Source organism: Nocardia terpenica, assembly GCF_013186535.1.
In the GTDB taxonomy this organism is placed as follows: domain Bacteria; phylum Actinomycetota; class Actinomycetes; order Mycobacteriales; family Mycobacteriaceae; genus Nocardia; species Nocardia terpenica.
In genome coordinates this window covers 1,778,418-1,801,187 of record NZ_JABMCZ010000001.1, presented here as the reverse complement: position 1 = coordinate 1,801,187, position 22,770 = coordinate 1,778,418, and the positions used below count along the sequence as shown (strand labels likewise).

General features: G+C 71.6%; 19 protein-coding genes. 5 read left to right on the top strand and 14 right to left on the bottom strand.

From position 1 onward, the window contains the following. Positions 1–7: 7 nt before the first annotated feature. The 13 genes from murC to HPY32_RS08235 form a co-directional block, all read right to left on the bottom strand. On the bottom strand, positions 8–1,453 hold the full coding sequence (murC, locus tag HPY32_RS08300; protein ID WP_067596097.1) for a UDP-N-acetylmuramate--L-alanine ligase: 1,446 nt from the start codon (positions 1,451–1,453) through the stop codon (positions 8–10). 65 nt (positions 1,454–1,518) lie between these two features. After that, the gene (gene murG, locus HPY32_RS08295; RefSeq protein ID WP_269456519.1) at positions 1,519–2,688 is read right to left on the bottom strand and encodes an undecaprenyldiphospho-muramoylpentapeptide beta-N-acetylglucosaminyltransferase; all 1,170 of its coding nucleotides are present in this window, start codon (positions 2,686–2,688) and stop codon (positions 1,519–1,521) included. Then, positions 2,685–4,181, bottom strand: a complete 1,497-nt coding sequence (ftsW, locus tag HPY32_RS08290; protein WP_067591739.1) for a putative lipid II flippase FtsW — start codon at positions 4,179–4,181, stop codon at positions 2,685–2,687. The genes murG and ftsW overlap by 4 nt, the downstream gene beginning before the upstream one ends. Next, on the bottom strand, positions 4,178–5,626 hold the full coding sequence (gene murD, locus HPY32_RS08285; protein ID WP_067591742.1) for a UDP-N-acetylmuramoyl-L-alanine--D-glutamate ligase: 1,449 nt from the start codon (positions 5,624–5,626) through the stop codon (positions 4,178–4,180). Before murD ends, ftsW begins: the two co-directional genes overlap by 4 nt. Positions 5,627–5,674: 48 nt before the next feature. Further along, on the bottom strand, positions 5,675–6,751 hold the full coding sequence (gene mraY / locus HPY32_RS08280; RefSeq protein ID WP_067591745.1) for a phospho-N-acetylmuramoyl-pentapeptide-transferase: 1,077 nt from the start codon (positions 6,749–6,751) through the stop codon (positions 5,675–5,677). Then, the gene (locus HPY32_RS08275) at positions 6,748–8,307 is read right to left on the bottom strand and encodes a UDP-N-acetylmuramoyl-tripeptide--D-alanyl-D-alanine ligase (protein ID WP_067591747.1); all 1,560 of its coding nucleotides are present in this window, start codon (positions 8,305–8,307) and stop codon (positions 6,748–6,750) included. Before HPY32_RS08275 ends, mraY begins: the two co-directional genes overlap by 4 nt. Then, a complete protein-coding gene (locus HPY32_RS08270) occupies positions 8,304–9,893 on the bottom strand; it encodes a UDP-N-acetylmuramoyl-L-alanyl-D-glutamate--2,6-diaminopimelate ligase (protein ID WP_067591750.1) in 1,590 nt (529 codons plus the stop codon). Before HPY32_RS08270 ends, HPY32_RS08275 begins: the two co-directional genes overlap by 4 nt. A gap of 154 nt (positions 9,894–10,047) precedes the next feature. Beyond that, the gene (locus tag HPY32_RS08265; protein ID WP_231951776.1) at positions 10,048–11,850 is read right to left on the bottom strand and encodes a peptidoglycan D,D-transpeptidase FtsI family protein; all 1,803 of its coding nucleotides are present in this window, start codon (positions 11,848–11,850) and stop codon (positions 10,048–10,050) included. A gap of 95 nt (positions 11,851–11,945) precedes the next feature. Continuing rightward, positions 11,946–13,277, bottom strand: a complete 1,332-nt coding sequence (ftsL, locus tag HPY32_RS43830; protein ID WP_216675893.1) for a cell division protein FtsL — start codon at positions 13,275–13,277, stop codon at positions 11,946–11,948. Continuing rightward, positions 13,274–14,254, bottom strand: coding sequence for a 16S rRNA (cytosine(1402)-N(4))-methyltransferase RsmH (rsmH, locus tag HPY32_RS08250; RefSeq protein WP_067596099.1), 981 nt, complete (start codon positions 14,252–14,254; stop codon positions 13,274–13,276). The genes ftsL and rsmH overlap by 4 nt, the downstream gene beginning before the upstream one ends. A 176-nt stretch (positions 14,255–14,430) precedes the next feature. Next, entirely contained in the window at positions 14,431–14,862 is a 432-nt protein-coding gene (gene mraZ, locus HPY32_RS08245) for a division/cell wall cluster transcriptional repressor MraZ (protein WP_067591756.1), read from the bottom strand. Between the two features lie 447 nt (positions 14,863–15,309). Further along, a complete protein-coding gene (locus HPY32_RS08240; RefSeq protein WP_067591759.1) occupies positions 15,310–15,738 on the bottom strand; it encodes an SCO2097 family morphological protein in 429 nt (142 codons plus the stop codon). Positions 15,739–15,864: 126 nt separating this feature from the next. After that, the gene (locus HPY32_RS08235) at positions 15,865–16,305 is read right to left on the bottom strand and encodes an SAV_6107 family HEPN domain-containing protein (protein ID WP_228786520.1); all 441 of its coding nucleotides are present in this window, start codon (positions 16,303–16,305) and stop codon (positions 15,865–15,867) included. Between the two features lie 193 nt (positions 16,306–16,498). Between HPY32_RS08235 and HPY32_RS08230 the strand changes: the two genes are divergently transcribed. From HPY32_RS08230 to HPY32_RS08210, 5 genes are all read left to right on the top strand, one after another. Beyond that, the gene (locus HPY32_RS08230) at positions 16,499–17,134 is read left to right on the top strand and encodes a GNAT family N-acetyltransferase (protein ID WP_067591765.1); all 636 of its coding nucleotides are present in this window, start codon (positions 16,499–16,501) and stop codon (positions 17,132–17,134) included. Beyond that, the gene (locus HPY32_RS08225; protein WP_171982755.1) at positions 17,131–18,699 is read left to right on the top strand and encodes a phytoene desaturase family protein; all 1,569 of its coding nucleotides are present in this window, start codon (positions 17,131–17,133) and stop codon (positions 18,697–18,699) included. Before HPY32_RS08230 ends, HPY32_RS08225 begins: the two co-directional genes overlap by 4 nt. Beyond that, entirely contained in the window at positions 18,696–19,508 is an 813-nt protein-coding gene (locus HPY32_RS08220) for a carotenoid biosynthesis protein (protein ID WP_171982754.1), read from the top strand. Before HPY32_RS08225 ends, HPY32_RS08220 begins: the two co-directional genes overlap by 4 nt. A 359-nt stretch (positions 19,509–19,867) precedes the next feature. Further along, entirely contained in the window at positions 19,868–20,497 is a 630-nt protein-coding gene (locus tag HPY32_RS08215) for an LppM family (lipo)protein (protein WP_156674605.1), read from the top strand. Between the two features lie 303 nt (positions 20,498–20,800). Then, positions 20,801–21,937 carry a glycosyltransferase family 2 protein gene (locus HPY32_RS08210; RefSeq protein WP_231951778.1) on the top strand — a complete coding sequence of 379 codons (1,137 nt, stop codon included), beginning with the start codon at positions 20,801–20,803 and terminating at the stop codon, positions 21,935–21,937. Between the two features lie 12 nt (positions 21,938–21,949). On the opposite strand, the gene HPY32_RS08205 is transcribed toward HPY32_RS08210, so the two are convergent. Beyond that, positions 21,950–22,660 carry a hypothetical protein gene (locus HPY32_RS08205; RefSeq protein ID WP_231951780.1) on the bottom strand — a complete coding sequence of 237 codons (711 nt, stop codon included), beginning with the start codon at positions 22,658–22,660 and terminating at the stop codon, positions 21,950–21,952. Between the last annotated feature and the right edge of the window lie 110 nt (positions 22,661–22,770).

Below are 22,770 nucleotides of genomic sequence, written 5' to 3'. Positions count from 1 at the left end.
CGCGGGCTCACCGTCCCGCCGGTGGCCGCACCCGCAGTCCGTCGAGAATCTGGCCGCCGAGCATGGTGACATCGCCCGCGCCCATGGTGATCACGACGTCGCCGGGCCGGGCCAGCCCGGCCACCTGGCGACCCACCCGCGACATGTCCGGCTGGTAGTGCACGGGCCGGGTGACCGACTGCGCCACCAGCGCGCCGTTCACGCCCGGCAGCGGCTTCTCCCGCGCGCCGTACACGTCGAGCACCACCACCTCGTCGGCCAGGTCCAGCGCCGCGCCGAAGTCGGCGGCGAAAGTGGCTGTGCGGCTGTACAAGTGGGGCTGGAACACGACGATCACCCGGCCCTGTCGCGAGCGCGCGCCGTCGGCGGCCTCCTGCCGGACCAGCTGCGCCGCCGCGCCGAGCACCGCGCGCACCTCGGTCGGGTGGTGGGCGTAGTCGTCGAAGACCCGCACGCCGTTCTCCCGGCCGACGAACTGGAAGCGCCGGTGCACCCCGCCGAAACCCTCCAGGCCCTGCAGGATTTCGTTGGTGTCGGCCCCGGCGGCGCGGGCGGCCAGCAGCGCGCCCAGCGCATTGAGGGCCATGTGCTGGCCGGGCACGGCCAGCCGCAGCGTGCGCGGGGCGGGCTCGTCGGCGAGCCGGAACGTCGCCACGCCACCGACATCGCGCGGCTCCCACGCCAGCAGCCGCACCCCGACCGGCACCGGCGCGTCGGCGAGATCGCCGCAGCCGTAACCCGATACCCGGATGTCGAGCTCGCCCGCGGCGATCCGGGCGGCCACCCGCCGCGCCAGCGCGTGCGATCCGGGGTCGTCCAGGCACACCACCAGCAGGCCGCCGGGGGTCAGCCGCGCCACGAAATCGTCGAACACCTGCACGTACGCCTCGTCGGTGCCGAAGAAGTCCAGGTGATCGGATTCGATGTTGGTGACCACCGCGACGTCCGGATCGTATTGCAGCAGTGAGCCGTCCGACTCGTCGGCCTCGGCGACGAAGAAGCCGCCGGTGCCGTGGTGGGCGTTGGTGCCCGCCTCGTTGAGCTCGCCGCCGACCGCGAACGACGGGTCGAATCCGCAGTGCTGCAGCGACACCACCAGCATCGAGGTGGTGGAGGTCTTGCCGTGCGTGCCCGACACCAGCAGCGTGCGGTGGCCGTGCATGAGCTCGGCGAGCACGGCCGGGCGCAGCAGCACCGGCACACCGCGCCGCTTCGCCTCCACCAGTTCGGGATTGGTCTTCGGGATGGCGGCGTAGGTGGTGACCACCGCGGTCGGGCCGCCGGGCAGCAGGTCCAGAGCGCCCGCGTCGTGCCCGATCCGCACCTGCGCGCCGCGCGCCCGCAGCGCCCGCACGCTGCGGCTCTCCTTGGCGTCCGAACCGGACACCGCGCCGCCGCGCGAGAGCAGGATGCGCGCGATACCGGACATCCCGGCCCCGCCGATGCCGACCATGTGCACCCGCTGCAGCAGCGGGGGCAGATCGGCGGGTGCGACCTCCGCCGTTTCCTTGTTCTCGGTCACCGGCCGGCCACCTCCACCACGATCCGCGCCACCGCGTCGGCGGCATCGCGATGCCCGGCCCCGGCGGCCGCCGACGCCATGGCCGACAGCCGCGCCGGATCGGTGAGCAGCGCGATCACCTCATCGATCACATATTTTCCCGTGAGCTCCGCGTCGGGCACGATTCTGCCACCGCCGCGGGCGACGATCGGGCGGGCGTTGAGCTCCTGCTCGCCGTTGCCGTGCGGCAGCGGCACATAGAACGCGGGCAGGCCGACCGCCGACACCTCGGCCACGGTCATGGCGCCGGACCGGCACACCGCCGCGTCGGCGGCCGCGTAGGCCAGATCCATGCGCGACAGATACGGCACGGCAACGTATTTCGCGTCGCCGTTGGGGTCGACGCCGGTGATGTCGAGGGTGTTCTTGGGCCCGTGCGCGTGCAGCACCGAGATCCCGGCCGCCGTCAGCTGCGCCGCGGCGGCCGATACCGCCTCGTTGAGCCGACGCGCGCCCTGCGACCCGCCGAACACCAGCAGCACCGGGCCCTGCGCGGGCAGCCCGAAGTGCGCACGGGCCTGCGCCCGCAGCCCCGCCCGGTCCAGGGTGGAGATGGACTCGCGGACCGGGATGCCGACGATCTCGGCCTCGGCGTGCCCGGCGGCGTGCACACCGGAGCCCGGCACCGCCGCCAGCACCCGCGCGGCGCGGCGCGCGCCGACCTTGTTCGCGATGCCCGCCTTCACATTCGCCTCGTGCACCACCACCGGCACCCGCCGACGCCGCGGGCCGCCCGCCGCCAGATACGCGGGCAGCGCCACGTAACCGCCGAAGCCCACGATCACATCGGCCTCGACCGCCTCGATCACCGCGCGGGTGCGGGAGACCGCGGCCCAGACCCGGCCGGGCAGCCGCAGCAGGTCGGCGGTCGGCTTGCGCGGCAACGGGACCGGCGGGATCAGCTCCAGCGGGTAGCCGCGATCGGGCACCAGCGTGGTCTCCAGGCCCCGCTGGGTGCCCAGCGCGGTGATCCGGATCGAGGGGTCCAGTCGGCGTAGCGCGTCGGCGACCGCCATGGCGGGTTCGATGTGGCCGGCGGTCCCGCCGCCCGCGACGAGGACCGAAAGCGTCCGTCCCTCAGCCCGTTCCAGCGCGGCCCCGGGCCTGACGCTCCCGCCGGTTGTCACCTCGGTTTACCTCGTTCTCTCGCATGTGTCATCGGATAGCTGGGCTCCCATGCCCGCGTGGTCCGCCACGACTTGGTGCTGCGGCTCTCACCGCGACCGTAGTCGTCGGATCCTCGTGCGCCCCGGCGCTCCACGGTATTCGCGGCCCGCCGTGCGGAATCCGAATCTATCGAGCGGCGCGGTGCGCTGTCGCCACCACCCCGCCGACCGCTCGGCGGCAACTCCCGGCGCGACGGCGCGGCGCGTAATCCGCCGCGGGCGCGGGCCGGGGCGTGCGCCTCCGGCTTGGGCAGCCGCAGCAACCGGCTCAGGCGTCCGTCCTGGCCCGCGTGCAGCGCCGCGACGGCCTCGGGTTCGTGCCGGGCCGCGTTGGCGATGATGCCGAACATCAGCAGCGTGATGGCCAGCGACGACCCGCCCGCCGACACCAGCGGCAGCTGCAGGCCGGTCACCGGCAGCAGGTTCACCACGTAGCCGATATTGATCAGCGCCTGCCCGGTGATCCAGGTGGTCGCGGTCGCGGTGAGCAGCCGCAGGAACGGATCCACCGAGCGGCTGGCGATCCGCAGGCCGGTGTAGACGAACAGCGCGAACAGGCCGAGCACCAGCGCGCAGCCCAGAAAGCCCAGTTCCTCGCCGATGATGGCGAAGATGAAGTCGTTGTGCGCGTTGGGCAGATAGCTCCACTTGGCGCGGCTCTGCCCCAGCCCGCGGCCCCAGATGCCGCCGTCGGCGAGCGAGAACATCGCCTGCCGCGCCTGGTATCCGATGCCCTGCGGGTCCTGGTCCGGGTTGAAGAACGCGCGCATGCGGTCGGTGCGGTAGCCCTTCGTCAGCGCCAGCACGAGGGCCGCCATCGCGCCCGAGACGCCGATGGTGATGAACAGCCGCGCCGGGAGCCCGCCGAACCAGAGCAGCGCGGCCAGGATGATGCCGACCGCGATCGTGGTGGACAGGTTCGGCTCCAGCACGATGAGCAGACACACCAGCAGGCCCGCGGGCACCAGCGGCAGCAGAATGTCTTTGTAGCCGGCCTTTTCGGCGCGGCGCGCGGCGAGCAGGTGTGCGCCCCACACGATCAGCGTCACCTTGACCATCTCCGACGGCTGCACCGACACGAAGCCCAGGTTGAACCAGCGCCGCGACCCCTGCACCATCGAGCCGATGCCCGGGATCAGCACCAGCACCAGCAGCAGCACCGACACCGCGAACACCGGGAACGACAGCCGCCGCATCACCCGCAGCGGAATCCGCAGCGCCACATAGAACAGCACCGCCCCCAGCGCGGCGAACAGCGCCTGCTGCGCGAACAGCGAATACGCCGAGCCGTCGGCCGTGTACGCCTCGACGCTGGAGGCTGACAGCACCATCACCAGGCCGAGCACGGTGAGCAGGGTGGCGATGGTGACGATCAGATGGAAGGAGGCCAGCGGGCGTGCCAGCCAGGCACCGAACCAGGTCCCGGAGAATCTGCGCGCCCGCCGCTCGGTCACTGCTGGCTCCCGATGTCTTCCTCGTCGAGCGCCTGCACCGCCGCGACGAAGCTGCGGCCGCGGTGGGTGTAGTCGGCGAACATGTCCAGGGAGGCGGCGGACGGCGCCAGCAGCACCGTGTCGCCGCGCCGGGCGTACCCGGCGGCGATGCGGACCGCGCGGGCCATCACCGCGTCCGCACTGTCGATTTCGGACGTCAGTTCCGCACCCATCCCAGCATCGTCACCCGAACCGAGCTCGACGACGGGGATATCGGGTGCGTGTCGCGCCAACACGGCGGCGAACACGGCGGCGTCCTCCCCGAGCAGCACGGCCGCGACGAACCGGTCCGCGACCTCCTCGATGAGGTCCTCGATGTGCGCGCCCTTGAGCTGACCACCGGCGATCCAGACCACCTGCTGGCGGGCCAGGATCGAGGAGCGGGCCGCGTGCGGATTGGTGGCCTTGGAGTCGTCGACGAACTCCACGCCCGCCAGCTCGCGCACGAAGGCCGCCCGGTGCGGGCCGACCTTGTGCTCCTGCAGGCCCTCCTTGACGAATTGCGGTGCCACGTCGATGGATCGGGTCAGCGCGGCGGCGGCCAGCGCGTCGGCCACCCCGGCCGGGCCGGGCGGGCTGATATCGCCCACCTCGGCGAGGATGGCGGCCTTGGTGAACGCGCGGTCGAGCAGTTTGCCGTCCACCACGCCGAGCTCGCCGTCGGCGGGCACGCCGACGCGGAAGCCGACGGTGCGGCGCGCCTTGGACTTTCGCGCCAGCGCGGCGGCCACCGGATCGTCCAGGCCGACGACCCCGACCCGGCCCGTCAGCGCGCGCGCCTTGGCCGCGGCGTAGGCGTCCAGGCCGCCGTGCCAATCCAGGTGATCCTCGGCCACATTCAGCACCACCCCGGCCTCCGGGCGCACCGACGGCGCCCAGTGCAGCTGGAACGACGACAGCTCGACGGCCAGGATCTGCGGACCCGGGTTGCGCCGCAACGCATCCAGGATCGGTAAACCGATATTGCCGCACGCGACGCTGGCGATGCCGGCCGCCCGCAGGATGGCGTGCGTCATCTGGGTGGTGGTGGTCTTGCCGTTGGTACCGGTGATCACCAGCCACTTGCGCACCGGCCCGTACAGCCGGGCCTGATCCACCCACCAGGCGAATTCGACGTCGCCCCAGACCGGGATGCCCTCGGTGACCGCCGAGACCAGCACCGGCGAATCCGGCCGCCAGCCCGGGCTGGTGATCACCAGCGCGAAGCGGTCCAGCGCGCCGGGCGCGAGCAGTTCGTCCCCGGCGGCGGTGGCCAGTCCGAGTTCGGCGGCCTCGGCGAGCGCCTTCTCCCCCCCGTCGGTCACCACCGGGCGGGCGCCGATGTCGCGCAGCGGCTCGATCAACGAGCGCCCCGATACGCCCCATCCGGCGACGAGAACGTCGCGGCCACGCAGAAATTCGAGCATGGGCCCCGGTGAACGCAGGGCCCGCGGAGTGTGTTCGACCATTGCTGCTTATCCGACCTGAGAGAGGTATTCGCTGTAGAACAGGCCCAGTCCGACCGCCGAGGCGATGCCCGCCAGCAGCCAGAACCGGATGATCACCGTGGTTTCGGCCCATTTGCTGAGTTCGAAATGATGATGGAAGGGCGCCATCTTGAACAACCGGTTGCGGGTGGTGCGGAAGACCGCGACCTGCAACACCACCGACGCCGCCTCGGCGACGAACAGCGCGCCGATCACGACCATCAGCAGTTCGGTGCGGGTGGTGATGGACAGCCCGGCCAGCAGGCCGCCCAGGGCCAGCGAGCCGGTGTCGCCCATGAAGATCTTCGCGGGAGCCGCGTTCCACCACAGGAATCCGACGCAGGCGGCGGCCCCGGCGGCGCACACCAGCGCCAGGTCCAGCGGGTCGCGCACGTTGTAGCAGCCGGCCTCGGCCTTGACCTCGCAGGCGTGGTAGTACTGCCAGAAGGTGATGATCACGTAGGCGCCCAGCACCAGGCTCATCGAGCCGGCGGCCAGGCCGTCCAGGCCGTCGGTCAGGTTGACCGCGTTCGACCAGGCGACCACCAGCAGGCAGACGAACGCCAGGAAGATGATCACGCTCATCGACACCGTGTTGATGTCGCGCACGTAGGACAGGTGGCGGCTGGCGGGGGTGCGCTGGCCCGCGCCGGGGAAGCGGAGCGCGAGCACGCCGAACACGATTGCGGCGGTGAGCTGTCCGATGTACTTCCCGGCGGCGGTCAGGCCCAGGTTGCGCTGCTTGCGGATCTTGATGAAGTCGTCGGTGAAGCCGACCGCGCCGAGCGCGGTGGCCAGGGCCAGCACCAGCAGCGCCGACGCCGACGGTCCCTCGGCCCGGTAGCCGATACCGATCAGGTGCGAGCCCCAGTATCCGGCCCACATGCCGATCAGGATCGCGACGCCGCCCATGGTGGGCGTGCCGCGCTTGGCCTTGTGGCTCTCCGGGCCGTCGATCCGGATCTCCTGGCCGAAGCCGCGTTTGGCGAACATTCGGATCAGCAGCGGGGTCAACAGGATCGACACCGCCAGCGCGATCCCCGCCGCGAACAGTATCTGTCTCATCTCGCCGCCTCCCGGGCTTGCGTCAGGTGCTGGGCGACCGCCCACAGGCCGATCGAGTTCGACGCCTTGACCAGCACCACGTCACCCGCGCCGAGTTCCGCGTCCAGCACCGCGATCGCGGACTCCATATCGGGCACCAGCAGGGACTCCTCGCCCCACGAGCCTTCCATCACCGCGCCCTGGTGCATCGCGCGGGCCGGGCGGCCGGTGCCGACGACGATCAGCCGATCGACGTCCAGCCGGACCGCGAGGCGGCCGATCCGATCGTGTTCGAGCACCGATTCCGCACCCAGCTCGGCCATTTCGCCGAGCACCGCCCAGCTGCGGCGGGGCTCGTCGCCGGCTCGCGACATCGTCACCAACGCCTTGAGCGCCGCCCGCACCGAGTCGGGATTGGCGTTGTAGGAGTCGTTGACGACGGTGACGCCGTCGGCGCGGGTGCGCACATCCATGCGGTGCGCCGACGCCACCCGGGCGTCGGACAGGGCGGCGGCCACGGTCTCGAGGTCCGCGCCGCACTCCAGCGCAACCGCGGCGGCGGACAGGGCGTTGCCGACCTGGTGCTCGCCGTGCACCGCGAGCCGCACGTCCGCCCGGGAACCGTTGGCGTGCAGGGTGAATCGGGCGCGCGCGGTCTCGTCGAGCCGAATGTCGGTGGCGCGCAGGTCCGCTCCCTCCGACAGGCCGACGGTCACCACGCGGGCGCGGGTCCGGTCCGCCATGGCGGCCACCCGATCGTCGTCGGCATTGAGCACGGCCAGCCCCGTCGGCGGAAGCGCCTCCACCAGTTCACCTTTGGCCCGCGCAATGGCATCCCGACCACCGAACTCCCCGAGATGCGCGGTGCCCACATTCAACACCACACCGATACTCGGCGGCGCGATCTCGGTAAGCGCCCGAATATGCCCCGGCCCCCGCGCCGACAGCTCCAACACCAGAAACCGCGTCTCGGCATTCGCCCGCAACGCCGTCCACGGATGCCCGACCTCATTGTTGAACGACCCCGGCGGCGCAACCACCGCCCCCAACGGAGCCAACACCCCCGCCAGCAAATCCTTCGTAGAAGTCTTCCCCGACGACCCGGTAACCCCGATAACAGTCAGCCCATGCTCGCCCACCAGCCGATCCACCACGGCCCGAGCCAATCTCGCCAACGCCCCCAAAACAGCCGCCCCCGACCCATCCTTGTCATGCGCCAGCGCATACGCCGTACCAGCAGCCGGAGCCTCACCACTCCCCCCGGCAAGCGCATCTCCACTACACCCGGCAAGCGCGTCTCCCTTTCCCCCGGCGTGCTTTTCGCCGGGGGCCACCACGATTGCGGGGACGCCTATGGGGCGGGCGGATAGGGCTGCTACGGCTCCGGCGGCTATTGCGGCGGGGGCGTAGTCGTGGCCGTCGACGTGTTCGCCGGGGAGGGCCAGGAACAGGTCGCCGGGATTGATTCGGCGCGAATCGAATTCGACCGCGCCGGTCACCGTCACCGCGGGGTCGGGTACGTCGTGCAGCGTTCCGCCGACGACGTCCGCGATCTCCCGCAGGGTCATCTCGATCATGAAAGCGTCAGGTCCTTCGTTTTTCGAGAGAGGGCCTCCGCCAGCACCTCGCGGTCGTCGAACGGATACTTCACACCCGCAATCTCCTGCCCGGTCTCGTGTCCCTTGCCCGCGACGAGCACCGCGTCGCCGGGGCGCGCCCAGTCGACGGCGGCGGCGACGGCGGCGGCGCGGTCACCGATCTCGACGACCTCGCCGCGCTCGGTCTCCGCGATGCCCAGCGCGCCGGCGTGCACGGCCGCCCGGATGGCGGCCGGATCCTCGCTGCGCGGATTGTCGTCGGTGATGACGAGCAGGTCGGCGCCGCGGGCCGCGGTCGCGCCCATCAGCGGCCGCTTGCCGGGGTCGCGGTCGCCGCCCGCGCCGACCACCACGGCCAGCCGCCCGCCCGAGGTCTTCAGGTATTCGCGCAGCGTCGCGATCACCGATTCGATCGCGGCGGGCTTGTGCGCGTAGTCCACCACCGCCAGGAAGTCCTGGCCGCGGTCCACCCGCTGCATCCGGCCCGGCACGTCCACGTGCGCGAGCGCGGCGGCCGCCACGGTGGCGTCCACGCCCGCGGCCGCGCACACCGCGATCGCGAGCAGGCCGTTGGCGACGTTGTAGCGACCCGGAAGACGCAGCCGCACATCGGTTTTCACCCCCGGACCGGTGGCGGTGAACTCCTGCTCGCCGCCGCGCACCGCGGTCAGCCCGTCGACGGTCCAGTCCGCGGCGGCCTCGCCGGTCGGGCTCGGATTCGTCGCCACCGTCACGATATTCGTGCGGCCGCCCACCTCGCGGGCCAGGCGCCGCCCCCAGGCGTCGTCGACGCAGACGATGCTGCGCCGCGCCGCCACCGGCGATTCCGGCTCGAACAGCCGACGCTTGGCGGCGAAGTAGTCCTCGAAATCGGCATGGAAATCGAGGTGGTCCTGGGACAGATTGGTGAACGCGCCGACCGCGAACCGCACCCCGTCGACCCGGCCCAGCGCCAGCGCGTGGCTGGACACCTCCATCACGACCGCCTCGACGCCCCGCTCGACCATGAGCGCGAACATCGCGTGCAGCTGCGGGGCCTCCGGCGTGGTGAGCGCGCTCGGCACCCGCTGCCCGCCGATCCGGGTCTCGATGGTGCCGACCAGCGCGGTCGACAGCCCGGCCGCCACCAGACCCGCCTCGACGAGGTAGGCGGTGGTGGTCTTGCCGGAGGTGCCGGTGATCCCGATGACCTGGAGTCGCTGGGAGGGGTTGCCGTACACCGCGGCCGACACCTCGCCGAGCACCGCGCGCGGATCGTCGTGCACGAGTACCGGAACGGACACCGCGCCGATCAGTTCGGCGCCGGCCGGATCGGTGAGCACCGCGACCGCGCCACGCGCGATCGCGTCGCGGGCGAACCGGGCGCCGTGGGCTCGGGCGCCGGCGAGACCGGCGAACAGATCGCCCGGCTGCACGGCGTCGGAACGCTGTTCGATCCCGGTGAGTACGACATCGTCGAGGTCGCCGCCGTTCGGGCGCGCGCCCGTCAGCTCGACGACCGTACGCAGTGCTGTCGACGGCGGCGTGGCCGGACGCAGCACCTGCGGGCTGGGCGGCACGGGCACGAAGCTCCTCTCGGGTTTGGGAACGGTCCTGCTGGGCAATCCGGCTGGAACGGATGCGGATCGACGAGTCAGGTTACCGACGATCGATCACGGCCCGGCAACGCGGCTCGATATTGCCGCCGCCCGCGCCGATCCGCCCCGCGGCCGCCGCATCTCAGTCGGCCTGCAGGACCAGCCGCTTCGCGGGCGGCGAGGGCGGAATCCGGTCGCGCTGCAGGGCCCACGAGGCGATGCTGTGGAACAGGGGTGCCGCCGACTGCCCGCCGCTGCCGTCGGAGCTGCGCACCGGCGCGTCCATCATGATGCCGACGACGTAACGGGGGTTGTCGGCGGGCGCGATGCCCGCGAACGTGATCCAGTACCGATCGTTGGAGTAGCAGCGGCACTTCTGATCGATCTGCTGCGCGGTGCCGGTCTTGCCCGCGATCTGATAGCCCTCGATGGCCGCCGGGGTGCCGGTGCCGGTCTGCGCGGAACTGGTCGGATCCTTCTGCACCACGGCCTGGAACATGCCGCGCAGCGTGCGCGCGGTCTGCGGGCTCACCACCCGCACGCCGTCCGGTTGCGGTTCGGTGGTGCGGGCGCCGTCGGGGGCCACGGTGTCCTTGATGATGCGCGGCGGTACCCGCACACCGTCGTTGGCGATCGCCTGGTACATTCCCGTCATCTGCAGCAGGGTCATCGAAAGACCCTGGCCGATGGGGAGATTCGCGAAGGTGGAGCCCGACCACTGGTCCCGCGGCGGCACCACGCCCGCGCTCTCGCCGGGCAGTCCGACGCCGGTGCGCTGGCCGAGGCCGAAGCGCTTGAGCATGTCGGCGTAGCGGTCCTCGCCGACGCGCTGGGCCAGCATCAGGGTGCCCACGTTGGAGGAGTGACCGAATATGCCGGTGGTGGTGTAGGGTTCGACGCCGTGCACCCAGGCGTCGCTGACGTCGACGCCGCCCATGTGGATGCTGCCCGGCACCTGCAGCACCTCCTGCGGGTTGGTGAGCCCGTATTCGATGGCCGCGGAGGCGGTTACGATCTTGTTCACCGAGCCCGGCTCGAAGACGTCGCTGACCGTCGGGTTGCCCATCCCGTTGGGATCCCAGTACTGCGCCGACAGTTGGGGATTGAAGGTGTTGTCGTTGGCCATGGCCAGCACCTGCGCGGTGTGCGCGTCCAGCACCACGGCCGACACGCTCTGCGCGCCGGACATGTCCTTGGCCTGCTGCACCTGCTGCTGCACGTAGTACTGCAGATCGGAGTCCAGGGTGAGCTCGACCTGCGAGCCGTTGACGGCCGGTTGCCGGTCGCGTTCGCTGCCCGGGATCACCGCGCGGTCGGAGCCCTGGTCGTAGGTGTGTGAGCCGGGGGTGCCCGCGAGGACCGAATCCATCGACGACTCCAGGCCGACCTGGCCGTGGCCGTCCCAGCCGGTGACGCCGAGCACGTTGGCGGCCAGCGCGCCGCCCGGATGCAGCCGCTCGGCCGAATCCTCCATGCTGATCTCGGTCGGGAACTGCGCGACGAGTTCGGACGCGACCCGGGGATCGACGTCGCGGGCCAGGTAGACGAAGGTGTTGTCGCTGCGCAGCTGGTTCAGCAGATCCTGTTCCGCGGGCGCGTCCCGGCGGAGCTTCTCGTGCACGGCCTTGGCGATCTCCTGCAGCCGCTGATCCGGATCGGGCGCCTTGTCGCTCTTGGCCCGCTCCTCGGCGAGATTCTTACGCACCTGGATCGGCTGGAAGCCGAGGTTCTTGGTGGGAATGGTGAACGCCAGCGACCTGCCGTACCGATCGGTGATCGCCCCCCGCAGCGCGGGATCGGTCTGATGCACCGTCCGCTGACTGGCCGCCTCCGCCGACAGCCGCGGCGCGGAAACCGTTTGCAGCCAGAGCAATTGAGCGGCCACCACGAGCAGTGCGGTAAGCATCACGATCCGGCTCATCCCGAACCGAAGCCGATGCGACATGGTCGCGGTGCCCCCCGTCGGCGGCCTGACGGGCTTGCGCGCCCGCGGCCGCGCCGGCGCCCGCCGCCCACTCGACGTCCGAGTCCGCCCCGGGCTCATCGGGCGACCCCGTCGGGTGCGGACGCACCGTCGGGGGCCGGAGCGTCGACGGCTTGCGGAACGACAGCGGGCTGACCACCGGGTTGCGGGGCCTGCACAGGCGCATCCTGCGGCTGTGCGGGGGCACCCTGCGCCGATATCCCCTGAGCCTGCACACCTTGTGCCTGCGCGGCAGCGACCGGCCCCTGCGCAGCAGCATCCTGCGGTTGTACGGGGGCACTCTGTGCCGAAATACCTTGCGCGGGTACGCCTTGCGCCTGTGCAGGCTGGACTTGTCCGGGCGGGGGCGGAGCATCTTGCGCGGGAGCGCCCTGGGCTTGCCCAGCGGCAGGAGCCTGCGCGGGGGCACCTTGCGCCTGTGTGGGCGGGCTCTGAGCCGGGGCGGCCTGGGCTCGGGCGGGGGTGACCTGGGCCTGCCCGGGGGCAGGGGCCTGTGCGGGTGCGCCTTGGGCCTGCGCGGGCTGGGGTTGTCCGGACGCACCCGGGGCCGGGGGCGGAGCACCTTGCGCGGGAGCGCCCTGGGCTGCCCCGGAGGCGGGGGCCTGTGCGGGGCCGCCTTGTGTTTGCGCAGGCGGGCTCTGAGCCGGGACGCCCTGGGCTTGCGCGGGCGGGCCTTGAGCCGGGGCGGCCTGGGCTTGCGCGGGGGTGCCCGGGGACGCCGGGGGTTGGCCCGCTTGGGCGGGGGTGCCGGGGGCTGCTTGGAGGGCTGGGTTGGGTGGGGGTTTGGGGGCGGTGGTGGGGGCCGGGACTACTCGTTCGCCTTGGGCCTGAACGAGTTTCGGGGGCGGGGCGGCGGCGGGGGCGGGGGTGATGTTCAGGGGTGGGGCGGGGGGGCCGTCCTGGGGGGTTTCCTTGCCGATGACGGTGACCGTGCCGTCGGGGGCGATCATCAGGCGGGCGGGGTCCTTGGCGGGGATCATGCCCAGGTCGCGGGCGCGGGTGGCCAGTTCGGGGGCCGAGTCGGCGGTGGCGACCTCGCGCTGCAGCGCCGCGCGCTCGTCGAGCAGCTGGCGGTTGATCTTGCGGGCGTCGCCGAGTTGGTAGCTGTCCTCGGCCGCGCGGGTGGTCAGCAGCAGCGTGAGGGCCAGGCCGCAGCCGAGCAGCGCGATGATGCCCGCCACGAACGGAATCCGGCCCGACATGGCCGTGGCCGCGCGGCCGGGCAGCGGGGGTAGGTCGTCGCGGGTGCGGGCGCGACTGCGGCGCTTGGCGTAGGCCCGCTGGGCCGCACCGGATTTGACGCGGTCGGCGTCCTGCGCGCGCCGCGGCGATGGTTCCGCGGACCGTCGTGTCCGCTTCGGTGCGTCCACCCGTGTCCGCACGGTCATGTTCCCGCCTCCCCTGCTGTTATCCGTTCCGCGGCGCGCATCCGCACCGGGGCCGCACGCGGGTTCTCCTCGATCTCGCGGTCGGTGGCCTTCTCCGCGCCGCGGGTCAGCACCCTGAATTCCGGTCCCATGCCGGGCAGTTCGACCGGCAGGTCGAGCGGGGTGCGCGAGGCCGATCGCCGCGCGAGCACCTGCTTGACCAGCTTGTCCTCCAGCGACTGATAGGACATGACGACGATGCGGCCGCCCACCTCGAGCGCGTCCAGGGCGGCGGGCAGAGCCAGTTCCAGCGATTCCAGCTCTCGGTTGACCTCGATGCGCAGCGCCTGGAAGGTGCGCTTGGCGGGATGCCCCCCGGTGCGGCGCGTCGCGGCCGGAATGGCGTCGTAGAGCAGCTCCACCAGCTGGGCACTGGTGGTGAACGGCCGCTGCGCACGGCGCTTCACGATCTCGGAGGCGATGCGGCCCGCGAATCGTTCGTCCCCATAGTTTTTCAGGATGCGGGCCAGGTCGCCGTGGTCGTAGGTGTTGAGCACGTCGGCGGCGGTGAGCTCGGCCGTCGGGTCCATGCGCATGTCCAGCGGCGCGTCGACGGAGTAGGCGAAGCCGCGGTCGGCCTCGTCAAGCTGCATGGAGGACACGCCCAGGTCCATGAGGATCGCGCGCACCGAGGCGGTGGGGGCGAGCCCGGCCTGCCGCAGCGCGTCGGCGATGCCGTCGTAGCGGGTGTGCACCAGGGTGATCCGGTCCGCGAACGGCCGTAATCGCTCGCCCGCGAGCCGCAGGGCGTCGGTATCGCGGTCCAGGCCGACCAGGTGGATATCGGGGTAGGTGCGCAGGAAGTACTCGGAGTGGCCGCCGAGGCCGAGGGTGGCGTCGATCATGACACCGCCGGAAGTCAGTGCGGGACCGAGGATTTCGTCGGCTCGACGGAGCAGGACCGGAACATGGCGGGGGGTGTGGTTCTCATGGTTCACCTCGACCTCCCGGACCTTGCTGACGGTGTCGAACGACCACGGTCGCTGACGATTCGGACTCACTCGTCGGTGGTGAATGCCCCGTGGTCTCTGACCGAAGCACGGCACCTGGCGTTGGGGAAGTACGTCAGGGTCCGCGTCGGGCAGAGGCCACAGGGCATTCACCCTCGCTCGGACTAGAAGATTCCGCCCAGCGACTCGTCTCTGGCCAGCGAGTAATCCTCCTCGTGTTCGGCGAGGTAGGACTCCCACGCCTGCTTGTCCCAAATCTCGAGGAAGTCGACCGAACCGATGACCACGCAGTCCTTGGACAGGCTCGCGTAGCGCCGGTGCTCGATCGACAACGTGATCCGGCCCTGTGCGTCCGGACGTTGCTCATCGGTGGAGGCGGCCAGGGCGCGGACGAAAGCCCTTGCCTGCGGGTTGCTTCGGGACGCCGCGGCGGCGCGCCGCGCGAGCGCGGCGAACTCCTCCTTGGGATACACGGCAAGGCTGTGGTCCTGCCCTTTCGTGACCATCAACCCTCCCGCCAGTTCGTCTCGAAACTTCGCCGGCAACGTCAGTCGCCCTTTGTCGTCCAGCCGCGGTGTGTAGGTACCGAGAAACACGTCTCGACACCTCCCGTTCGATCACCCCGTCTGGTCGGCCTCCTCAGTGCGCGCTCCACATTACCCCACTTTCCCCCACTTTCAATCGAAAGCCGCGGTGATCTCGATCCCTGCGCAGCCGATTGCCCAGGTCACACCAGCTATCACCGAGGTGGGGAGATTTCTTCGAGTTCCCCGACACGCGACCCCGACAACATGGGTGACCCGACAACCATCAGCAAACCCGCTGATCGCATCGGGTCACCGGGTGCGGTGGGGCGTGGTGGGGGCCGCGCGTGGGGAGGTGTGGGGAGTCCTGGAGGAAGGGGGTGGACGGGTCCGAACACCCACCGACAAAAATTGACACGCCGCGCGATGCACGGCGTGTCGTGTCTGTTTTCGGTTGTTCACGGGGTGGGCGCGCGAACGCCTCGGAATTCCGGATCCGGGCGACCGGACCCGGAACGGTCAGCCACCCTCTTCGAACCTGCGGCGGAAGCGGTCCTCCATGCGGGCGGAGAAACCGCCGCCGGACTTGCGCGGCTTGCTCTTGCCGCCGCCCACGGGCCCGGCCGGACCCGACGGCGACTCACCACCGCGATGCCCGGAGCCGAGCGCGCCGCGGCCGCCCAGCAACAACAGCACGCCCGCGGCGAACATCACGATGAAACCCAGCAGGCTGATGACCGGGAAGCCGCCCGGCTTCACCGGTAGGGCGATGCCCGCGATGAGAAGAACGAGGCCGAGGACGAACAGAGCGGCCGCCTGAAGTCTGCGTCTTCCGGTGGCCGAACGTAGCCGGCCGCCGCGGACGGACGAGGCGAATTTGGGGTCCTCAGCATAGAGAGCGCTCTCGATCTGTTCGAGCATGCGCTGCTCGTGCTCGGAGAGTGGCACGGTACCTCCCCCGGCACTAGGTCGTGGTGGTCGCCTCCGGGTAGACGACAAGTAGCCGACCTTGGCGGCTACCTGCCACCAATGATACGAGTTCGATCAGTGCGGTACCACCTCCTCCGCCGATGTTCAGGCCGTGCCGTCGGCGAGCCACCCGGTGATCGGGCGCAGGCGCGCCTCGGTGGCCAGGAGATCTTCCACGTCGTGTAGGAACGCCCCTACGCGGGAAGCGAACTCGTCGGCGCGGCGCGCGTCGACCGGGCGGTCGAGCCCCGCTTCCAGCGCCGCGCGGGTCTCGGAGTAGGAACTGAAGTAGTCGGTCCACATCACGAATTCGGGCGCTGCCTGCTGCATCAGCACCCAGGCGTTGCGGGAGCGGGCACGGGGCGCCCGGTCGGCGCCCGAGAGTGCGAGCACCGCTCCCGCACCCCGCAGCGCCGCCAGGTACGCCGTGCGGAACCGTTCGCGCGGGTCGGCCTCGGCGCCCGCCTGCAGCAGCAGCGCATCGGCACGATCCAGCAAACCGCCCGCCCGTCCGGAACGCCCCGGATGTTGCATCCGACCAGCCATCGCGGTACCTCCACACCCTTCGCACACCCCGATTCGGCGGGTACATCGCCGACCACGCCGACCGAACAGGTATTCGAACGTTTCAATGAGTGTGAATATAGAGACGACCACCGACAAACTTCCGCGCCCGCGCTCGTAGTCCCGATCCTCGAGCGGAGCGCCCGCGTCGAACGAGAGCCGCGCCGCCGAAGCTATGACCGCCCTCAGACCCCACCACCCCCACCACTCCCCCGCACCCGTCGTCGTCGATCTGTCGGCCGCCACCCTGCGCGCCCGGCTGCACGACGCGCTGTCGGTGTACGTGGCCGCCATGGACTATCCGCGCGGCACCGAGCATCACCGCGCGCCGATGTGGACCGAGCACACCACGCGCCCCGGCTGGCAGGCGGTGGGCGCGGTGCTACCGGACGACAGCGGGGAATTCGATCTGCGCACCGCGCCGCTGGTGGCGATCGCCTACGGCTATCACGGTGCGCCGCACCAGTGGTGGCATCAGCAGGTGCACAGCGGCATGCGCCGGTCGGGCTGGCCGGAATACGCGGCGCGCGACCTGCTTTCGGACTACTTCGAGCTCACCGAGCTGCACGTGCATCCCACCGCGCAGGGTCGCGGCATCGGCGAGACGCTGCTGATGCGGCTGCTGCGCAACCGGACCGAGCGGGCGGCGCTGCTGTCCACGCCGGAGGTGGACCGGGAGAACAACCGGGCCTGGCGGCTGTATCGGCGCCAGGGATTCACCGATGTGGTGCGGCATTTCGTGTTCTCCGGCGACACCCGCCGGTTCGCGGTCCTGGGGCGGCGGCTGCCGCTGGAAGCGCCGTCGCGGTGACGGTGCTGATCGTCGGCTCCGGCCACAACGCGCTGGTGGCCGCCTGCTATCTGGCGCGGGCCGGGCAGGCGGTGGAGGTGCTCGAGCGCGACGAGGTGCTGGGCGGGGCGGTGTCGACGGTGCCGCGGTTCCCCGGGCATCTGGTGGACCGCGGCTCGTCGGCGCACATCATGATCCGGCACACCGGGATCGTCGAGGAGCTGGAACTGGATCGGTTCGGGCTGCGCTACATCGATTGCGATCCCTGGGGTTTCGCGCCCGCCCCGGCCGGAACCGAGCGGCCGCCCCTGGTGTTCCATCGCGATCTGGACCGCACCTGCGCCTCGATAGCGGCGGCCTGCGGGGCACGGGAGGCGGAGGCTTATCGGCGTTTCGTGCGGGTGTGGGGTCCGCGCAGCGGGCGGGTGATGCGGGCGTTCGCCGGGCCGCCGGGTCCGGGCCGGTTGCTGCGCTCGTTCTGGGGGCTGGACGCGCGGGGCGGCGGGAGCGCGCTGTCGCGGGAATTCCTGCAATCCGGTGATGCGTTGCTGGACAGCCTGTTCGACGACGAACCGCTGAAGGCGGCGCTGGCCTGGTTCGGCGCGCAGTCGGGGCCGCCGATGTCGGAGCCGGGCACCGCGCCGATGGTCGGTTTCGCGGCGCTCATGCACACGCTGCCGCCGGGACGCGCGGTCGGCGGCAGCGGCGCGCTGACCACGGCCCTGGTGGCGCGGCTGCGGTCCGACGGCGGGGTGGTGTCGGCCGGGGACGCGGTCACCGAGCTGCGCCGCGACGGCGACGGCTGGCGGGTGCGCACCGAGTCCGGGCGAAACCTGGCCGCGCGCACCGTGATCGCGGGCACCCACATCCTCACCACCCTGGACCTGTTGGAGCGCGGCGGATTCGCCGCGGGCGCGCTCGCCGACTGGCGGCGGCGCATCCGGGTGGGGCCCGGGATCGGCATGGTGGTGCGCGCGGCGACCGACGCGCTGCCGCGCTATCCCGGCGCCGGGCCCGCGGAATCCGCACGCGGACTGCAACTTCTGGTCAGCGATCGGCGACAGCTGCGGCTGGCCCACGGCGCGGCGCTGGCGGGCGAGCTGCCGCCGCGCCCGGTGGTCCTGGCCATGAGCTTCAGCGCCCTGGATCCCTCCATCGCGCCGCCCGGCGAACATCAGCTGTCGCTGTGGGCGCAGTGGCATCCGTACCGCCTGGCCGACGGCACCGACTGGACCGCACGTGCCGACCAGGAGGCCGACCGCATCATCCGCGAGGTCGACACCGCCGCACCGGGTTTCGCGAACTCGATCCGCGACCGCTTCGTCCAGACACCCGCCGACCTGGAACGCGAATTGGGCTTGCGCGGCGGCAATGTCATGCACGTCGACATGTCCCTGGACCAGATGTTCTTCTGGCGTCCCCTCCCGGAACTGTCCGGCCACCGCGTCCCCGGCGCACCCGGCCTCTACCTGACCGGCGCATCCACCCACCCCGGCGGCGGCGTGTCCGGAGCCAGCGGCCGCACCGCCGCCACCCTGGCCCTACGCAACCTACGCCGCCGCCTCCCCCTCCCCGGCCGCCGATGACCACCCCACCCTCCCTCCGGGCGGCGGTGGTGCCCGGTGTTGTTGCGGTCTTGTTTGTTCTTGCGCAGATTGCTTATCCACTGACGGTGGGGGTGGGGCGGGATCGGGTCACAGTGGTGGTTGTGATGCTGTCCGCTGCAACGGGTCTCGCGCATGCGGTGGTTGGCCGGGGGGTGCGGTTTGCGGTGGGGGTGTTGGTGATTGTGTCGGGGGTTGGGCTGGTTGCCGAGATTGTGGGTGTTGCAACGGGTTTTCCGTTCGGGTGTTACGAATATGCGCGCGGTGGGCTGGGGGTGGAGGTGGCGGGGGTGCCGGTGGTGGTTCCGCTGGCGTGGGTCGGGGGGCTGTATCCGGTGTGGGTGGTGGCGGGGCGGTTGAGTGTTCGTGCGCGGCTGCGGGTTCCGCTGACGGCGGTGGGGGCGGTGGGGTGGGATCTGTTTCTGGATCCGCAGATGGTGGCCGATGGGCGGTGGCGGTGGTGCTCGGCGTGGCCGGGGCTGCCGGGGCTGCCGCAGATTCCGTGGACCAACTATCTGGGGTGGCTGGGTGTGGCGCTGCTGATGGCGGTGCTGTTGGAGGCGCTCGATCGCGGGAGCCCACGCCGGGCGTCCACGATTCTCGTTCCGGTGGTGGTGTTTCTGTGGACCTGGCTGGGGTCCGCGCTGGCGCATGCGGTGTTCCTGGGGTTGCCGGTGTCCGCGGGGTACGGGTTCGCGGGTCTGGGATTACTGGGGATTCCCTTGGTGTGGGCCATATTTCGTGATTCCTCCCCGCGATTTCGGCGTGCTTTCGGCCGGAATCCACCGTGAGTTCCCGGCCAAAAGCACGCCGGTAACAGGAGAGTGGGCACGCCGGGAACAGGAGAGTGAGCACGCCAGGACATGAGAGTGGGCACGCCGGGAACGGGAGAGTGGGCACACCAGGAACGGGAGAGCGAGCACACCAGGAACAGGAGAGGGTCACACCGGGATCACAATGGTCGGCGCGTCGGAGGTACGACGCGCCGTTGGGGTGCGGCCCGTCGTAGGCGCTCCGGTCGGCGTGTCATGGCACGATGTGAGCCGTGCAGCCGAGTCCGACAACTCCCCTCCCCGCCGCCGCGAGCGCGTCCCAGCCGCGGCGGCGCCGTTATCGTGCCTGGTCCGTCCTGTTCTTGGCGGCGTTTGTGATGCCGCTGCTGGCCGGCTGCCTGCGGGTGCAGGTGTCGATGGGCGTGTCGTCGAACGATCGGGTGTCGGGGCGGATCGTGGCCGCCGTGGTGCCCGCCAACGACAAGGACAAGGGGCCGCAGCTGAAGGTGCCCGACACGCTGGCCGCCAAGGTGCGGGTGGAGCCGTACACGCAGGACGGGTACGTGGGCAGCCAGGTCTATTTCGACGATCTGACCTTCGGCGAGGTGCAGCAGCTGGGCGCGCTGTCGGATCAGACACAGGGCATGTTCAACCTGCAGTTCACCCGCTCCGGCGACCTGGTCACGCTGTCCGGGCGGGCGGATCTGAAGACCGTCCCGGCGCAGGGCTCGGATGTGCAGTTCACCGTCGCCTTCCCGGCCCGGGTCGCCACCACCAACGGCACCCGCGAGGGCGATTCCATCGTGTCGTGGAAGCTGCCGCCCGGTGACGTCAGCACGCTGCGCGCCGAGGTGAGCTACGCCGACCCCAACACGCGCTCGTTCGCGGGCTGGGCCGGGATCGTCGGCGGCATCACCCTCGCGGTCGCCGCCGTCGTCGCGGTCCTGGCCTACATGACCCGCAACCCCGCCCCGAAGTACCCGGTCGGCCCGCGGCGCGGGGCCTGACCGGGCGCGATCCCGCGGCGGGACGACGGCGCGCCGACGTGTGTCGCGATCCCGGCGGGGCGAGTGACTGTGCGAGCCACCCGGGCGGGACTATCCTGCGAGCCATGGGCGCGCACGCGAGCGCCCGCCGATCCAAGCGCCGGCGAAACCGAACTCTCGAGCGACCCGGAGGACACCCTGCAGCCGCGCAACGCACGACCCGCACGACCGCTGTCGCGGGCCGGTATACCGGCCCTCGCACGGTGGTCGCGTGACCGTCGGATCGGTTGCGGCACTGCGCTTCTGGTCGGTGCGGGCGCCGCGGTGGCCGGGGCCGGTGCGGCGCTGGCCCTGGTGAATCGGGTGACGGTGCGCCAGCTCGGGCCGGTGCGCGCCTCGGTCATCGAGCCGGTGACGGTGTGCGTGCCCGCGCGCGACGAGGCCGCGCGGCTGCCGGGGCTGATCGCGGATCTGCGGGCCCAGCGCGGCGTTTCGCGCCTGCGGGTGCTGATTCTCGACGACGGCTCCCGGGACGGCACCTACGCCGCCGCGGTGGCCGCGGTCGAGCGCGACGAGCGGTTCACCGTGATCGCGACCGACACCGATCCCGAGCCGGGCTGGACCGGAAAGAACGCCGCCTGTGCCCGGCTGGCCGAAATCGCCGGGGTGACAGCGGATTCCGCGGAGACACCGCCGGGCGTGCTGGTCTTCCTGGACGCGGACGTGCGGCTCGGCCCGTGGGCGATCGCGGCGGCGGTCGGCGAATTACGCCGCGTGGGAGCGGGTTTGGTGTCGCCGTGGCCGTACCAGCGTGCCGAGTCGGTGGCCGAGGCCTTGGTGCAGCCGCTGCTGTGCTGGTCGTGGGCGTCGACGCTGCCGGTGTCGGCGGCCAATCACACCCTGCGCCCCTCGACCGCGGTGTCGTGCGGGCAGTTCCTGGCCTTCGACGCGAAGGTGTACCGGGCCGTCGGCGGGCATGCCGCGGTGGCCGCCGATGTCACCGAGGATCTGGCGCTGGCCCGCGCGCTGCGCCGCGCCGGGCACACCACCGTGCTGGTCGCCGCGGGCCGCGTCGCCAACACCCGGATGTACCGGGGCGCAACGGATCTCGACGCCGGATACAGCCGCTGGCTGTGGTCGGCCTACGGTTCGCCGCTGGGCAGCATGGCCGTGGGCGCCGCCGCCGCGCTGGCCTACTGGGCGCCACCGCTCGCCGCGCTGCTCGGCCGGGGCGCGACCCGCCGCGCGGGCTTGGTCGGCTACACGGCCGCGGTCACCGCCCGCCTGCTGGCCCGATCCCTCGAATCGGGGGGATTCCCCGCTCCCGTGGATATCGTTGCGTCCCTGGCGCATCCGGCCTCCATCGCCGCCTACCTCCGCCTCTCGGCGCGCTCCCACCGCCTCCACCGCAGCGGGGCCCTGTCCTGGAAGGGCCGCACCCTCACCGCCCGCGCGGTCTAGCCCGCCGGAAACTCAAGCGACCGTGGTGATTCCGACGGTCGGGAGGAAGTAGCAGGTGCGGGCGCCGTTGCGGACGGAGCCGAAGACGGCGGCGAGAACGGTGCCGGAACCGGTGGTCACCGGGACGGCGCGGACGCCGCCCATGGGCAGGGCGGTGGCGAAGAAGGTCTGGACGACCTGTTCGGCGAGGGGGCGGGCGGAGGCGGGGACCTCGGGCGGGACCATGGCCTTGACGACCTCGGACAGGGGGCCCATGCTGGCGAGTCCGCCGCGGCCGGTGGTGGTGTTGAGCCAGGCCACCCGCATGCCGGAGGTGTCGGGGCCGTCGGGTCCCAGGCCGTAGGGCACGAAGGCGAACATGGTCTGCCCCGCCTTCACCGCGGAGACATCCAGGCCCGGCACCGCGACGGTGGTCTTCGGCCACGGGCCCGGCACGGCACCGGCCAGCGCGGGCACCATACCGAGGGTGGTGGCCTCATGGCAGAACGCCGCACCGGTCGGATACAGGAACGGCTGAATGCCCAGCCGCTGCAAGCCCTCGATGGCGGTCTGATAGGCGGCACCCAGATCGCCCGCGCCCGCGGCCCGGTCGGTGCTTGCGATGGCGGCGGCCGGATCGGGTGGCGCGGCGGAAGCGGGGCCTGCGGCGACGACCGCCGAGACCGCGGCGGCGCTCAACGCACCGGCGAGCCGAACGAGCCCGCGCCGCAAGGAATCCGGCACACGACGCTCCGGAACGGAATCACCACGAACGAGACTGCACAGCACGGCCATCGGGGGCGCTCCTGATCGTCACGGTCGAACGCGGTCGGCACGGTCGGGGCGACCGTACC